Genomic DNA, 14,391 nt, shown 5'->3' with positions numbered 1-14,391 from the left:
AGCCAGGTCCCCGGCGCGGACAGGTGAGGTGGGGAGCAGTGAAGATCTGGCTCGACGGCGGGCTCCAGGACGTCGAATCCGCCCGTGTCTCCGTCTTCGACCACGGGCTGACCGTGGGCGACGGCATCTTCGAGACGGTCAAGGCCGTCGACGGCACGCCGTTCGCGCTCACCCGCCATCTCGACCGGCTGACCCGCTCGGCCCGCGGCCTCGGCCTGCCCGACCCCGACCACGACGAGGTACGCCGCGCCTGCGCCGCCGTCCTGGCCGCCAACCCCGTCCCGCTCGGCCGGCTCCGCATCACGTACACCGGCGGTCACGGCCCGCTCGGATCCGACCGCGGCGAGCACGGCCCGACCCTGGTGGTCGCCCTCGGCGAGACCCGGCGCCGGCCCGAGTCCACCGCCGTGATCACCGTCCCCTGGACCCGCAACGAGCGCGGCGCCCTCACCGGACTGAAGACCACCTCGTACGCCGAGAACGTCGTCGCCCTGGCCCGCGCCCACGAACACGGTGCCTCCGAGGCGCTGTTCGCGAACACCGTCGGGCAGCTCTGCGAGGGCACCGGCTCCAACGTCTTCGTCGTCCTCGACGGCGAGATCCACACCCCGCCGATCGCCTCCGGCTGCCTCGCGGGCATCACGCGCGCGCTGACGGTGGAGTGGACCGGCGCCAAGGAGACCGACCTGCCGCTCGACGTGCTGGAGCGGGCCGACGAGGTCTTCGTCACGTCCACCCTGCGCGACGTCCAGGCCGTCCACCGCGTCGACGACCGCGAACTGCCCGGCGCCCCGGGGCCGGTGACCGCGAAGGCCATGCGGATCTTCGAGGAGCGGGCCGGGGACGACCTCGACCCGTAGAACGCCGGAACGCCGCCCCGTGGAACGCCGGGGCATCCGGCGCACGTGACGGTCCGGACCGGGTAGAACACCCCTGATGACCACCACTCTGCGGCCGACCGAGCCGCTTCAGCGCGCGGCCGACGGGACGCGCTCCCGCCACTACCAGGTGTGCGTGAACAGCCGTCCCGTCGGTGCGATACACCTCGGCACGTCACCCGTCTTCGGCGACTCGGTGGCGCGGATCCTCGACCTGCGCATAGCGGAGCCGGACCGCCGGCGAGGCCGCGGCACGGTCGCCGCGCTCGCCGCGGAGGAGGTGGCGCGCGGCTGGGGCTGCCGGCAGATCGAGGCGGCCGTCCCGGGCGACGCCGAGGCCGGGCTCCGGCTGCTCACGGCACTCGGCTACGTCCTGCGCAACCGCGTCATGGAGAAGCACCTCGGCGACACCCTGCCCGGGCTGCCGCCGGGCAGCGGCGCGCGCCCCATGACCGAGGCCGAGTTCGCCTTGTGGTACGTGCACGAGTCGGAGCACTACGCGCGCACCTGGATCGACCGGGGTGTGCCCGAGGCCGAGGCGTACGCCAAGGCCCGACGCGACCACGAGCAGCTGCTGCCGGACGGGCCGGCCACCGAGGACATGCTGTTCAGCGTCCTGGAACAGGACGGCACGCGCGTGGGCACCCTGTGGGTGGCGCTGCAGGAGGACAGGGCCTACGTCTTCGACGTGGAGACCGACGCCGCACACCGCGGACGCGGCCACGGCCGTGCGCTCATGCTGCTGGCCGAGCGTCAGACGGTCGAGGCGGGCCTGCGCGTCCTCGGCCTCAACGTGTTCGCGGGGAACACCCCGGCCGAGCGGCTCTACGAGTCGCTCGGCTACACGACGACGCGATACACCCTGTACAAGAACCTGCTGTGAAGTGCCCGGCGGCCCAGGCCGTCACTCCTGCTCGGCCAGCAGCCGGTCGGCGATCTCCTCGATGCGCTCACGCAACCCTTCCTGGCTCTTGCCGCCGTCGAGCCGCCGTCCGTCGATGACGTACGTCGGGGTGCCGGTCACGCCGATCGCCTTGCCCTCGGCCTGGTCGGCGTCGACGATCAGGATGTGCCGGCCGTCGATCAGCGCGGTGTCGAACTCCTCGGCGTCCAGGCCGAGTTCCCGGGCCACCTCGACCAGGAAGGGTTCTCCCGCGCGGTCCAGTTCGTCGACCCGGGCCAGCACCGCCTCGACGTACGGCCATCCCTGCCCCTGCGCCATGGCCTCCTCGGCGGCCTGCGCGGCGGCGAAGGCGTGCTTGTGCTTCTCCAGCGGGAAGTGCCGCAGCCGCAGCTCGAGCCGGTCGCCGTAGCGGGCACGCAGGGCGCGGAGATCGTCCAGGGCGCTGCGGCAGTCCGAGCATTGCAGTTCGCACCAGACGTCGAGGACGGGCGCGGGCCGGACGGGGGAGGAGTCGTTCATGGGTTCAGTCTCCCAGCAGTGGCGCGCCGGACCCAATCGGCTCCCTCGCCGTCGGGCGTACGACCCCGTCGCCGTCCCACGTCGTACGGGAGCGGTACGGCCCCGACCCGCCCCGCAGTGGTACGGCCCCACCGGCACCTGCGGAGGAGCCGACCCGGAGATGTCCCTGATGTCCGGGCGGGGCATGGCCTGTCGGGGTTCGGGGGGTGCAGGATGGAGGGAGCGGCGCGACCCGCCCGCCCAGCCGAGCCTGCCCTGGAGGACCGGATGATTGCCGAGACCGTGTGTTCCGCCGTAGCAGCGGCCGGCCTGGGCATCGCGGCGGTGACGGCGTTCCGCAGGCGGTTCCTCACGGCCACCCGTATCGCGGCCTATGCGCTGATCCCCCTCGGCCTGGTGATGACCGGTGTCGTGCAGTGGGCCGCGGACACCGCCTTCAGCCCGGTGGCATGGGCGGGCTTCGGTGTGCTCGGCGGTGCCTGGCTGCTCTTCACGACCACGCGGGCGGTGGAGCGGCGACGTGGCCGCAAGGGGGGCGCGGCGGCCGCGGCGGCCCCGCACGACCCGGTGGCCGCACAGGCCTCGGCCCCCGCCTTGGGCCCGGCGTCCCGCACCACGGGCAAGGCCCGCACCAAGCCGCAGGCCACGTCCCGCGGCGACGCCTCGGACGACTTCAGCGACATCGAGGCCATTCTCAAGAAGCACGGCATATGACGCCGGCGCCGCCGACTGAAACGACCCAACGCTCCCGCTGATCGGAAGCTGTCCGGCTCGCACCACAGATGTGCAGGTGATCACGGATTTCGGCGAACTCCCGCATCTTGGTGCGTCTTGATCGCGCCGGGGCCGCCACCTGCGTCATCATCGCCGCGAGATGCTGGACACGACACAGAGCGATGCCGCGCCGCCGAAGGACGAGCCGCGCGGGTGCCTCTTCGCCCTTTCCCAGCCACCGCTGATGATCTTCCTTGCGGTGATCGGGTGTCTGCTGCTCATGGCTGCGTTGCACGATCTGTTCCTGCTGTGAGCCGTACGCGCGGTCCCCGGCGCCACCCGCCGGGAACCGCGTCGGCATCGACGTCTCCGCCGAGCGCTCGCCGCCGCTGTCTCCCGGCGGCCGTCAGCCCGTGGTGGCCTCCCTGCGGCGCGCCCGGTAGGCGGCCACGTGCAGACGGTTGCCGCAGGTGCGGCTGTCGCAGTAGCGCCGGGAGCGGTTGCGGGAGAGGTCGACGAAGGCGCGTCGGCAGTCCGGGGCCTCACAGCGGCGCAGCCGCTCGCGCTCGCCCGCGACCACGAAGAAGGCCAGCGCCATCCCGCAGTCGGCGGCCAGGTGGTCGGCGACGGAGGCGCCGGGCGCGAAGTAGTGCACATGCCAGTCGTAGCCGTCGTGGTCCGTGAGGCGGGGCGTGGTGCCGGCGGCGGCGACCAGCTCGTTGATCATCCCGGCCGCGGTCCGGACGTCCTGGGCCGCGAAGATCCCGGCGAACCGGCCGCGGATCTTGCGCACCGCCGCTAGGTCGAACTCCGAGAGCACCCCGACATCGCTGATCTCGTGGTTCCGTACGAACTCCGCGAGCGCCGCGACGTCCGGCAGCCCTTCCGGCGTCGTCTCGTCCTCCGGTGCGGTGTTCACCAGATCGACCACGGTATCGAGCGCGCACCGGGTGTCGTGGGTGATCAGCACGTTTCGCTCCCTGGCCTGGGTGTCGGGCGGGCGCCCGCCGATGCTGGCCGATGGTAGTGGCTTCCGCGCCCCTTACCATCGCCTCGGCCGCACCCGGCCCGCGCCTGCCCCTAGAACGCCACGGAAGCGTGTCGTGGTTCCCGACGGTCCCGAGGTGGGCGGTCGCCGCCCTTGAGCGCCCCGGAGGGGTCCGTCGGCCCGTGATCACCGTGCCCGGACGCCACGCATACCGGCGCCGCCCTCCGCACGGATGCGCGGTGGCGGCGCCGGTGTGTGCCGTATGCGGTTGTCCTGGGCGCCTGGGGGCCTGTCCGGAGGATCCTGCCGGAGAGACGGGCCCTGGCACGCTTCACTCCGGCAGGATCAGTGCCGTCGGCTTGCTCCGACCCGATCCGCCGGACAGGCCCGAGCCGTCTCCCCGAGTGGACGGCCGGGCGGCTTGGTGTGCTCCCGCTCGCCCTAGCTTTCCGCCAGGATGTGCGAGAGCTCCTGGTCGAGGTCGAAGTGCCGGTGTTCCGTGCCGGGGGGCACGGCGGCGTCGGTTCGCTTCAGGAACGACTCCAGGGCCCGCGCCGGGGCCTCGAGCAGCGCCTCCCCCTCCGGGGAGCTCAGGGCGATGCAGACGACGCCCTGACCATGGCTGCGCGACGGCCAGACACGGACGTCGCCGGTTCCTGTGGGCCGGTGAAGCCCCTCGGCGAGGAGGTCGCGGGCGAACACCCACTCGACGGTCTCCTCGGCTCCGGTGTGGAAGGTGGCGTGCACGGCGTAGGGGTCGGCCGTGTCGTACCGCAGGCCTGCGGGGACAGGCAGGGAGGACTCGCTCGACACAACGAGGCGCAGGTGCAGCTCGCAGCTGACCGTGGTGTTCATAAGCGCCAGGGCCTTTCGCTCAGTGTGCGCTCGGGGATTCGCACGTCGGCGAAATCGACATGCCACCTACGGTGCCGTTGTAAACCCCTCTGAGCGGTTTGCCTGTGTTTACGTAACTCTTCCGGCCGAGAACCGGTTCGCCCGGTGCGCCCATTCCGGTGACTGGAATCGGTCAGGTAGGTTTGGCCGTATGAATACGGGGAGTAGCAACCCTGGTGAGGTTGCCATGGCGGCGGACGGGACGGGGACGGACGAGGTGCACGGCGAGCGGGAGCTCGGCTCCCGGGCGCCGGAATTCATCAAGTCGCGGCGCCTGCTCCACGTCAGCTGGCAGGTGGGTGTCTTCCTCGTCGGCCTCGGGGTCGTCGGCACCGGCATCGTCCTGCTGCCGTTGCCCGGTCCGGGCTGGGTGATCATCTTCGGCGGCATGGCGATCTGGGCGACCGAGTTCGTCTGGGCCCAGCTGGTCCTGCGCTGGACCAAGCGCAAGGTCACCGAGGCGGCCCAGCGTGCGCTCGACCCCAAGGTGCGCCGGCGCAACATCATCCTGACGGCGGTCGGCTGCGTGATCGTGGCCGCGATCGTCGGCTTCTACGTCTGGAAGTTCGGCTTCATGATGCCGTGGAAGATCAAGGACCAGTGATCCGCGGCGAGGTGCGGAGCCGGCCCACCGTGGTCAACCGCGCCCTCTGACATGGGGTAATGTTCTTCCTGCACCCGGGCGATTAGCTCAGTGGGAGAGCGCTTCGTTCACACCGAAGAGGTCACTGGTTCGAACCCAGTATCGCCCACCCGGAAACACGGCCCACCTGCGAGACAGCAGGTGGGCCGTTGTCGTGTCCGGTGTTTGCCGCTCGGGGCATGCGGGGTGGCCGTCGCTGTGGTATCGACCCGCTTTTCTGCGGGGCCGACCGTTACTGGGGGTGTCCATTGACCTCGCGAGGCGGCCGCCACCGGGGGTGCCCGTGGGCCGTGCGAGACGGTTCCCACCGCGGGTGGCCGCGCTCTGTACGGGCGGCCGTCACGGTCGGTCGCGACGCGTTCGACCGGAGGTGGGGCGTCGCTGAGGGTGGCCGCGTGATGACCGGGATGGCTTATCGCTCCGGGCGACGACCGGCGGTGACGTGGGGTCCGCGTCCTGGGTGACGCATGGTGGTGATCGTGGGGCCGTCTCCCTCGCGGCCGTCGTCCCGCGTCGCGGGATCCGAACGCTCGTCGGTGACGCCTCACGCGTCTTCGGTGCCGAACGTTCGTTGCGCTGCCTCGCATGCCACGTGGCGAAACGTGCGCCTCAGTCGACGGACAGCCGTCGCTCCGGGTGTCGCTGCGTCGTGTGCGGTCGGTTGTGGACGCATGTGGTTCGCGTACCGCCACAGGAGCGGCCGTCACTGCCGGTCACCCAGCCCCGGGTCTTGCCGATCCGGCAAGTACTCGCCGGCCACATTCGCGGACCGACGGTTCCCCCCGCTCACTGCCGCCCTCCGGCCGGACCCCCGTCGGCTCAACATCACGCCCCGGACCACCGCCTCCCTCGCGCCCGTCACCGACCCCCTGCGCCGGGACCCGCCCCCCTGCGCCGGGACCCGCCCCCGACCCGCTGCCGCCCTGCCCGCCCCGCCGTCCCTCGCCCAGCTTGCCGCCCGGCCGGGCCTTACAGCCCTCTACGACTGGCCTGCCCCGCCGCGCCCGCACCCCGTACCGGGTACCCGCCAAGCCGTCCCTCCCCGCCGCGCCCTCTCCTGTCGAGCCCTTACCCCTCCCAAGCCCCTCCCACCTGCGCCGTCACCACTCGCCATCCGCCCCCGCCCCTCTGACCCCCGCCACACCGCCCACCACACTCCCGCGGAATTTCCTGCCCGAATCATTGACGCACCCCAGCCCTTCCGTACGGCGTGCCGGCAGCGCATGCGTGAAACGATTCATGAAGCGGCGACGGCGCTGTGGGGAGGGGTCCGGCCATGGGCAACGGGAATGTTGAGACGCGGACGATCCTGAAGGCGGCGGCGGCCTCCCTGGTGACGGTCGGCTTGACCGCCGCCACCGGATGCTGCGGCAACAGCGGTGCCGGGGACGGCACGGTGACGATCCGTTACACCTGGTGATGCCCGGAGAAGCGGACCAAGCGGATCAACCGCACCATCGCGCTCTTCGAGAAGAAGTAGCCGAAGATCAAGGCCGAGACGGACTTCCAGGATTTCGCCGCCTTTTGGGAGAAGTTCCAGACCCGGGCCGCCGGCGGAAATCCGCCCGACGTTTCCAGAACTCCGTCGCCTTTCTCCGGAAGTACGACAAGAGGGGCGTGCTTCTCGACCTCAAGTCCCAGGCGGACGCCGGAAACCTGAGCACGGACAACTTCCGCGACGGAGTCGCAGAGGTCGGCGAGGTCGACGGAAAGCTGCTCGGTGTCCCCGTCGGATCCAACACGGTGTCACTCGTCATCGACGAGAAGGTCTTCGAGAAGGCCTGGAGACCATCCACTCCTTCCAGATCTTCGATTCGGCGTACGTCGTCTCCAACGCCACCTGCGGACCGGCGGACGCCACGCTCGTCTACACCTGTTACCTGTACCAGAAGGGCTTCAATGAGGCCCAGATGGGCTTCGCCTCCGCGATGGCCTGGATGCTGCTGCTCGCCGTGGCGCTGGTGACGGGGGTCCTCTCCTGGTCCCAGAAGCGGTGGGTGCACTACGAGGAGGCCGCCCGATGAGCACCACCATGACACCCGTGGCTTCGGCTCCCTGCTGCTGTTCCAGGGCCACTCACGGCTGGACGCGTACGCCGCCGTCCGGACCGGCGACGACAGGTTCGTCACGCGCGCGTGGAGCGAGTCCTGCGACTCCGACGGCTACAAGGAGTCCGCGTCCCGGAGGACGCGGGAGCTGAGCGGCCCGGTCACCTTGGTGCCGCGCAGCGAGGCCGCCTGGGTGTCGACCAACGACACCGCCCCCTACGGGCTCGCCGCGATCGAGAACCTGGCACTGCTCGGGGACAGGATGCACGGGTAGCGGGGCGTGGAGGAGAGCGCCGCCGCACGGGCGGCGGCGCTCCTCCTGGAGTGTGGTCCAGGTCACCCCGTACGCCATGAGTACGCGTACTCATGGCGTACTCGGATCAGGCACGGAAATGCCCACCTCGGGGCAGACTCCGCGCATGGACTGGACCCACTACCGCTTCCGCAGCCTGTGGCCCCTGCCCGCCCCGCCCGCCGCCGTGTACGCCGTGCTGGAACGGACCGAGGAGTATCCGCGCTGGTGGCGACAGGTACGGGAGGTCGAGCGGAGGGACGACGCCACGGGCGTGATCCGCGTCCGGTCGCTCCTGCCGTACGACCTGACCTTCACCGCGCGCGAGGTGCGCCGTGACCCGGGCGCCGGAGTGCTCCAAGTCGCGATGTACGGCGACATCGAGGGCTGGGCCGGCTGGACGGTCACCCCGACGGGGAGCGGGTGCCTGGCCCGCTACGACCAGGTGGTGGACGTGCGCAAGCCGCTGCTGCGGCGGTTGGCCGTGCCCGGGCGGCCGGTCTTCCGGGCCAACCACTGGCTGATGATGCGGGCCGGACGGCGCGGCCTGCTGGCGTACCTGGGGCGTCCGTCGGAAGCGGTTTGAAGGAAGCGCGGGGACACCTGTATTGTTCAGTGCGTTCCCGGGCGATTAGCTCAGTGGGAGAGCGCTTCGTTCACACCGAAGAGGTCACTGGTTCGAACCCAGTATCGCCCACCATGCCGATGGCGGCTCGCGCCTGCACACAAGCAGGCCGAGTCGCCATCGTCGCGTTCCGCGCGATGTCGCACGGCGCGCACCCCTGAGGCGGGCCGGTGCGGCCGTCCGCCGCGAGGCTCACGCCGCCGCCGACAGGCCAGGGCGCAGGGGCCACGCCGGGTCCACCGCCTCCTCGCTGCCGCTGCGCGCGAACCACGCCTGCAGGCCCCGCGCCTGCGCCGCGTGCCACACCGCCTGCAGGGTGTGCAGCTCGGCGGGGGAGAGGCGCTCCATCCGCGACGCGAAACGGCGCCCTATGGCCCGTACGAGCTCCAGGGAGGCCATCGCGTCCGCGGCCGCGTCGTGCGCGCCGTCGAGCGCGACGCCGTAGTGCGCGCACAGGTCGGTGAGCGTGCGGCGGCCCTTGCGGTAGCGGTCCAGGTGCTTGTCCAGGACCCGGGGGTCCAGGACCAGCAACGGGACCGACTCGAACCAGCGGCCCAGCGACGAAGCCCGGTGCCGGCGCAGCTCGCGGTCCAGCAGCGTCAGGTCGAACGGCGCGTTCATCACCACCAACGGCCGCCCGGATGAGACCTGTTCGGCCAGCTCGGTGACTATCTCGTGCATCACCGGTGCCGGCCAGCGGCCGTTGCGCGCCAGGTGATCCTCCGTCAGTCCGTGTACTGCCGTCGCCTCCGCCGGCACGGGGACGCCCGGGTTCACCAGCCAGCGGTGCACCCGGGTGCGCGTGCCAGGGGCGTCCTGGACGACGAGGGCGGCCGACACGATGCGGTCGGTCTCGACGTCCACGCCCGTCGTCTCCGTGTCGAATGCCGCCAGAGGGCCCTCGTACCAGCACGTCATACCTACACAACTCCTCGTTCACCCACGGCAGCTGACGCACCGTCTTCTGCCTGTTCGGTGATACCCGGGCTGTTTGCGCCGTACGCCGGGAGGAGACAACAGAAGTACGGGTCCGCGCAGTTCAGCGGCATGTTCCGCGGGCACGGCCCGACGCGGGGACATTCACCTTGCCTGGAAGGCTGTTGGTCATGGCGATAGCGCAGCCCGAGCGGGGCGGGCTGCTGCCCGAACGCACGGCTCCCCATCGCGGTTCACTCGCCACCACCGCCTGCATGGAGACACTGCAGGTGGGTTATCTGCACGCCGTCGCGGCCGCCGCCGGCTGCTCCCTGTCCCAGCCCTTTCCGGACAACGGCATCGACTGGCACGTCAGCCACAGCGCGCCCGGGCACACGGTCGACGACGAGGTCACCATCAAGGTGCAGCTGAAGGCCACCTACCAGATCGCACCCAAGCCGCCCGGCCGCTTCTTCTCCTTCACCCTCGACAACGACCACCTGGCGAAACTCGCCCGCACCCCGGTCTCGGTGCACAAGATCCTCGTCGTGATGCTCGTCCCGCGCTCGCAGGACGACTGGCTGCGCGCCAGCCACGACCGGCTCGACCTCAGGCACTGCTGCTACTGGGTCAACCTCGCCGGTCACCCCGTCACCGGCCGGCACCGGACCAACGTCCGCATACCGACCGCACGCATCTTCGACGACCGGGCGCTGTGCGAGATCATGACGCGGGTCGGGACGGGAGGCAGACCATGACGCACCGCCCGCTCGACGAGTCCTTGAGGCCCGTGCGGCCGCACCCCGAGGTCCCCTGGGACCAGCCGCCCCAGCCCGGCCAGGTCGACCCCGCCGTCCTCGGCGCGCTGCTGCGCCGGCACGGCTGGCAGCGGCGCGGCGGCGCCGCCGGGCGCTACGGCCGCTGGACCCCGCCCGGGCCGGGAGCGGGCGGCACCAGCCTGCTCGTCCCCGAGAGCCGTGCCTTCCCCGACAGCGACGACCTGCTCGGCGAGGCGCTCGTCGCCCTGTCCCGCAGCGCCACGCCGTCCGCACGCGAGGTGCTGGTCGGCCTCAGCGTGCCCAGCGACGAGATCCGCTGGTGGCGTGACGTACCCGGCGGGCCGGCCGGAGCGGCCGCCTGGACCGTCGAGGAGCAGCTGCGCGCCGCCGCCCGGCAGATGCTGCTCGCCGGGGCGCTCGCCGCACGCGCGCGTGCGGGCTACTACGGCGCCCGGCACAGGCGCGCCGCCGCCGTGATGCTGGAGAGCGTCCTGGTCGGCGCCGCGACCGGCGGACGCGGCCTCACCGCGTTCGTGCCCGTCGCGCCCGCCCGCCCGCTCGCCGTCCGCCTCCACCAGGCGCTGTACGCCGTCCGCGAGGCCATCGACTACCAGCGCGCCACCGGTGGCATGGACGCCTTCGACGGGGCCGTCGAGGCGGGTGTGAGCCGCGAGCTGACCGAGGCCCTCATCACGCTGGTGCGGGGCACGGAGGGCGCGCGCGTCGCCGTCGAGTGGGCACCCGGCGCCGGCCCGCCCGAGGGCGGCGCCGCCCGCGACGAGGCGGTCGAGTTCTCGCCGGGCGATCTGCCCGTGCTGCGTGAGGCGGGGGCCCGCTATCTGCGCGAGGAGCCGTCCGTGCCGGTGCGCATCACCGGCGAGGTGGTCCGCATGCGCCGTTCCGAGCGGCGTGGCGAGGGCACCGTACGGCTGCGCGTGCTGGCCGGGGCCGAGATACCGCACGTGCGGCTCACCCTGGACGAGGAGGACTACCGGATCGCCGGGCAGGCGCACCTCGTCGGGCTGCCGGTGCGGGTGCACGGGCGGCTGGAGAGCCGGGGCGGATTCCGCCGGCTGACGGGCGCCTCCGGAGTCGTACCGGTGCAGGTGGACGAGGCGGAGCGGGACCGGCTGATGAAGTCGCTGCAGGAGAACCTCGACTTCTTCGAGGAGGCGTGCACCGGGGAATGATTTCGCCTGGGGCGGCCCGGGGTCGGTACGATCCCTTATGGCGCTCGCTCTCGTACGGCGCCGCATCCACCTTCAGTCAGGAGAGACCGGTGTCAGACGTCCGTGTGATCATCCAACGCGATTCCGAGCGGGAAGAGCGCACGGTGACGACGGGCACCACGGCGGCCGACCTCTTCGCCGGCGAGCGCTCGATCATCGCCGCGCGCGTGGGCGGCGAGCTGAAGGACCTGGCCCACGAGCTCGCCGACGGGGACCAGGTCGAGGGCGTCGAGATCTCCTCCGAGGACGGCCTGAACATCCTGCGCCACTCCACCGCGCACGTCCTGGCGCAGGCCGTGCAGGAGCTGTTCCCCGAGGCCAAGCTGGGCATCGGCCCGCCCGTCAAGGACGGCTTCTACTACGACTTCGACGTCGAGAAGCCGTTCACGCCCGAGGATCTCAAGGCCATCGAGAAGAAGATGCAGGAGATCCAGAAGCGGGGGCAGAGGTTCGCCCGCCGCGTGGTGACCGACGAGGCCGCCCGCGAGGAGCTGGCCGACGAGCCGTACAAGCTGGAGCTGATCGGCCTCAAGGGCTCCGCCTCCAGCGACGACGGCGCGGACGTCGAGGTCGGCGCCGGTGAGCTGACGATCTACGACAACCTGGACGCGAAGACCGGCGAGCTGTGCTGGAAGGACCTCTGCCGGGGTCCCCACCTGCCCTCCACCCGCCTCATCCCGGCGTTCAAGCTGATGCGCAACGCCGCCGCCTACTGGCGCGGCAGCGAGAAGAACCCGATGCTCCAGCGCATCTACGGCACCGCCTGGCCGTCGAAGGACGAGCTGAAGGCGTACCTGGACTTCCTGGCCGAGGCCGAGAAGCGCGACCACCGCAAGCTGGGCAGCGAACTCGACCTGTTCTCGATCCCGGAGCAGATCGGCTCCGGCCTCGCCGTCTTCCACCCCAAGGGCGGCATCGTCCGCCGGGTCATGGAGGACTACTCGCGGCGCCGCCACGAGGAGGAGGGCTACGAGTTCGTCTACACCCCGCACGCGACGAAGGGGAAGCTCTTCGAGACGTCGGGCCACCTGGACTGGTACGCCGACGGCATGTACCCGCCCATGCAGCTCGACGAGGGCGTGGACTACTACCTCAAGCCCATGAACTGCCCGATGCACAACCTGATCTTCGACGCGCGCGGGCGTTCGTACCGCGAGCTGCCGCTGCGTCTGTTCGAATTCGGGACGGTGTACCGGTACGAGAAGTCGGGCGTCGTGCACGGCCTCACCCGCGCGCGTGGCTTCACGCAGGACGACGCGCACATCTACTGCACGCGTGAGCAGATGTCCGAGGAACTGGACACGACGCTCACCTTCGTCCTCGGCCTGCTGCGCGACTACGGCCTGACCGACTTCTACCTGGAGCTGTCCACCAAGGACCCGGAGAAGTTCGTCGGCTCCGACGAGGCCTGGGAGGAGGCGACCGAGACGCTGCGCCAGGTCGCCGAGAAGCAGGGCCTGCCCCTGGTCCCGGACCCGGGCGGTGCCGCCTTCTACGGGCCGAAGATCTCCGTCCAGGCCAAGGACGCCATCGGCCGCACCTGGCAGATGTCGACCATCCAGCTCGACTTCAACCTGCCGGAGCGGTTCGACCTGGAGTACACCGCGGCGGACGGTTCCAAGCAGCGGCCGGTCATGATCCACCGCGCGCTGTTCGGGTCCATCGAGCGGTTCTTCGCGGTGCTGCTGGAGCACTACGCGGGCGCCTTCCCGGCGTGGCTCGCGCCCGTCCAGGCGATCGGCATCCCGATCGGTGACGCCCACGTCGAGTACCTGGAGAAGTTCGCCGTGGCCGCGAGGAAGAAGGGCCTGCGCGTCGAGGTCGACTCCTCGTCCGACCGGATGCAGAAGAAGATCCGCAACGCCCAGAAGCAGAAGGTGCCCTTCATGGTCATCGCGGGCGACGAGGACATGGCCAACGGCGCCGTCTCCTTCCGCTACCGCGACGGCTCGCAGGAGAACGGCATCCCCGTCGACGAGGCCATCGCCAAGATCGCGAAGGTCGTCGAGGAGCGGGTGCAGCTCTGACGGAGCGAGGTGCGCCTCCGGGAGGCCGTCCGGCCTGCCGGAGGCGCACCGAGGAGGGCCCTCGGGCGGCTGTTCAGCGTGCCGGGGGCCCTTCCGTCGTCCTCCTCACCGGGAGAGCACCTGGATCACCCAGGACGCGAACGACCCCGCGACCGCGCCCAGCGGCGCCGGCCCGCCGGCCACGGCGCGGCTACGAAGCCCTGGCCCCACCCTCCGAGTCGTCGGCGCACCGAGTGGTCCACGGCGAACAGCACCCACACGGCGAGCGGCGCCGCGAAGCGGAGGTCGCCCATCGGCCCGGCGAGCCCCGGCGACACGCCGAGAACGGGCGAAGCCATATGCTGCCTTGCATGACGAGTGAGCCGGAGCAGCAGATCGGAGTGGGGACGCAGGACGCGTTCCAGCGCCTGTGGACGCCCCACCGGATGGCGTACATCCAGGGCGAGAACAAGCCGACCGGTCCGGGGGCCGACGACGGCTGCCCCTTCTGCTCGATTCCGGCGAAGTCCGACGAGGACGGGCTGATCGTCCGGCGCGGTGCGCAGGTGTACGCGGTGCTGAACCTGTACCCGTACAACGGCGGCCACCTCATGGTCGTGCCGTACCGCCATGTCGCCGACTACACCGACCTCACCGAGCCCGAGACGGCGGAGCTGGCCGCGCTGACCAAGCAGGCGATGACGGCCCTGCGCACCGCGTCGGGCGCCCAGGGGTTCAACATCGGCATGAACCAGGGCTCGGTCGCCGGCGCGGGCATCGCCGCGCATCTGCACCAGCACATCGTCCCGCGCTGGGGCGGCGACACGAACTTCATGCCGGTCGTGGGGCACACGCGCGTGCTGCCGCAGCTGCTGGCGGACACGCGCAAGATGCTGGCGGAGGCCTGGCCGGCGGCGTAGGCGCCGGGGTTCCGGGCGGTGCGGTCGGCCGAGGGCA

15 protein-coding genes, 2 tRNA genes and 3 pseudogenes are annotated in these 14,391 nt (G+C 71.3%); 16 read left to right on the top strand and 4 right to left on the bottom strand.

All coding sequences use genetic code 11. The annotated features are described in order from the left end of the window. Nucleotides 1–38: 38 nt before the first annotated feature. Together IPT68_RS06765 and IPT68_RS06760 are read left to right on the top strand one after the other, a co-directional pair. Nucleotides 39–860, top strand: coding sequence for an aminotransferase class IV (locus tag IPT68_RS06765; protein ID WP_189699661.1), 822 nt, complete (start codon nt 39–41; stop codon nt 858–860). A gap of 76 nt (nt 861–936) precedes the next feature. Then, nucleotides 937–1,761, top strand: a complete 825-nt coding sequence (locus IPT68_RS06760) for a GNAT family N-acetyltransferase (protein WP_189699662.1) — start codon at nt 937–939, stop codon at nt 1,759–1,761. Nucleotides 1,762–1,782: 21 nt separating this feature from the next. Here the strand turns inward: IPT68_RS06760 and IPT68_RS06755 are convergent, their stop codons facing one another. Continuing rightward, complete coding sequence (locus IPT68_RS06755) at nt 1,783–2,301, bottom strand: DsbA family protein (RefSeq protein WP_189699663.1); 519 nt, start codon at nt 2,299–2,301, stop codon at nt 1,783–1,785. Between the two features lie 267 nt (nt 2,302–2,568). Here IPT68_RS06755 and IPT68_RS06750 point away from each other — a divergent pair, with 267 nt between their 5' ends. Then, nucleotides 2,569–3,015, top strand: a complete 447-nt coding sequence (locus IPT68_RS06750) for a hypothetical protein (RefSeq protein ID WP_189699664.1) — start codon at nt 2,569–2,571, stop codon at nt 3,013–3,015. Nucleotides 3,016–3,175: 160 nt separating this feature from the next. Further along, nucleotides 3,176–3,328: a hypothetical protein gene (locus tag IPT68_RS06745; RefSeq protein WP_189699665.1), complete on the top strand. Its 153-nt coding sequence runs from the start codon at nt 3,176–3,178 to the stop codon at nt 3,326–3,328. A 93-nt stretch (nt 3,329–3,421) separates the two neighbouring features. On the opposite strand, the gene IPT68_RS06740 is transcribed toward IPT68_RS06745, so the two are convergent. Further along, nucleotides 3,422–3,985, bottom strand: a complete 564-nt coding sequence (locus IPT68_RS06740) for a CGNR zinc finger domain-containing protein (RefSeq protein WP_189699666.1) — start codon at nt 3,983–3,985, stop codon at nt 3,422–3,424. Nucleotides 3,986–4,444: 459 nt separating this feature from the next. Further along, nucleotides 4,445–4,858 (bottom strand): SsgA family sporulation/cell division regulator, encoded by a 414-nt coding sequence (locus tag IPT68_RS06735; RefSeq protein ID WP_004002642.1) that lies wholly within the window; start codon nt 4,856–4,858, stop codon nt 4,445–4,447. A gap of 190 nt (nt 4,859–5,048) precedes the next feature. Here IPT68_RS06735 and IPT68_RS06730 point away from each other — a divergent pair, with 190 nt between their 5' ends. The 8 genes and pseudogenes from IPT68_RS06730 to IPT68_RS06700 all read left to right on the top strand — a co-directional run bounded on the left by IPT68_RS06730 (nt 5,049) and on the right by IPT68_RS06700 (nt 8,580). After that, a complete protein-coding gene (locus IPT68_RS06730; protein WP_189699667.1) occupies nt 5,049–5,501 on the top strand; it encodes a TIGR02611 family protein in 453 nt (150 codons plus the stop codon). Nucleotides 5,502–5,577: 76 nt separating this feature from the next. Then, nucleotides 5,578–5,649, top strand: a tRNA-Val gene (locus IPT68_RS06725). A gap of 1,167 nt (nt 5,650–6,816) precedes the next feature. Continuing rightward, nucleotides 6,817–6,960, top strand: coding sequence for a hypothetical protein (locus IPT68_RS33890; RefSeq protein WP_228040292.1), 144 nt, complete (start codon nt 6,817–6,819; stop codon nt 6,958–6,960). Between the two features lie 24 nt (nt 6,961–6,984). Then, nucleotides 6,985–7,322: pseudogene (locus IPT68_RS06720) on the top strand (ABC transporter substrate-binding protein); the annotation flags it as partial. Further along, nucleotides 7,322–7,564: pseudogene (locus IPT68_RS06715) on the top strand (ABC transporter permease); the annotation flags it as partial. The pseudogenes IPT68_RS06720 and IPT68_RS06715, both read left to right, overlap by 1 nt. Before the next feature lie 22 nt (nt 7,565–7,586). Next, nucleotides 7,587–7,862, top strand: a pseudogene (locus tag IPT68_RS06710) (exo-rhamnogalacturonan lyase family protein); the annotation flags it as partial. A 145-nt stretch (nt 7,863–8,007) separates the two neighbouring features. Beyond that, entirely contained in the window at nt 8,008–8,466 is a 459-nt protein-coding gene (locus IPT68_RS06705) for an SRPBCC family protein (protein WP_189699668.1), read from the top strand. 39 nt (nt 8,467–8,505) lie between these two features. Next, nucleotides 8,506–8,580: transfer RNA gene (locus tag IPT68_RS06700), tRNA-Val, on the top strand. Between the two features lie 117 nt (nt 8,581–8,697). On the opposite strand, the gene IPT68_RS06695 is transcribed toward IPT68_RS06700, so the two are convergent. Beyond that, nucleotides 8,698–9,423, bottom strand: a complete 726-nt coding sequence (locus IPT68_RS06695) for a 3'-5' exonuclease (protein WP_189699669.1) — start codon at nt 9,421–9,423, stop codon at nt 8,698–8,700. A gap of 188 nt (nt 9,424–9,611) precedes the next feature. Between IPT68_RS06695 and IPT68_RS06690 the strand changes: the two genes are divergently transcribed. From IPT68_RS06690 to IPT68_RS06675, 4 genes are all read left to right on the top strand, one after another. Then, on the top strand, nt 9,612–10,178 hold the full coding sequence (locus tag IPT68_RS06690; protein WP_189699670.1) for a DUF4365 domain-containing protein: 567 nt from the start codon (nt 9,612–9,614) through the stop codon (nt 10,176–10,178). Continuing rightward, the gene (locus IPT68_RS06685) at nt 10,175–11,389 is read left to right on the top strand and encodes a hypothetical protein (protein ID WP_189699671.1); all 1,215 of its coding nucleotides are present in this window, start codon (nt 10,175–10,177) and stop codon (nt 11,387–11,389) included. Before IPT68_RS06690 ends, IPT68_RS06685 begins: the two co-directional genes overlap by 4 nt. Nucleotides 11,390–11,478: 89 nt before the next feature. Then, the gene (gene thrS / locus IPT68_RS06680) at nt 11,479–13,455 is read left to right on the top strand and encodes a threonine--tRNA ligase (protein WP_189699672.1); all 1,977 of its coding nucleotides are present in this window, start codon (nt 11,479–11,481) and stop codon (nt 13,453–13,455) included. Between the two features lie 338 nt (nt 13,456–13,793). Further along, the gene (locus IPT68_RS06675) at nt 13,794–14,354 is read left to right on the top strand and encodes an HIT family protein (protein WP_189699673.1); all 561 of its coding nucleotides are present in this window, start codon (nt 13,794–13,796) and stop codon (nt 14,352–14,354) included. The last annotated feature ends 37 nt before the right edge of the window (nt 14,355–14,391 follow it).

Origin of the sequence: Streptomyces chromofuscus (assembly GCF_015160875.1) — a bacterium.
GTDB lineage: Bacteria > Actinomycetota > Actinomycetes > Streptomycetales > Streptomycetaceae > Streptomyces > Streptomyces chromofuscus.
The sequence above is the reverse complement of the archived record's forward strand: the minus strand, read 5'-3'. Positions and strand labels throughout refer to the sequence as shown.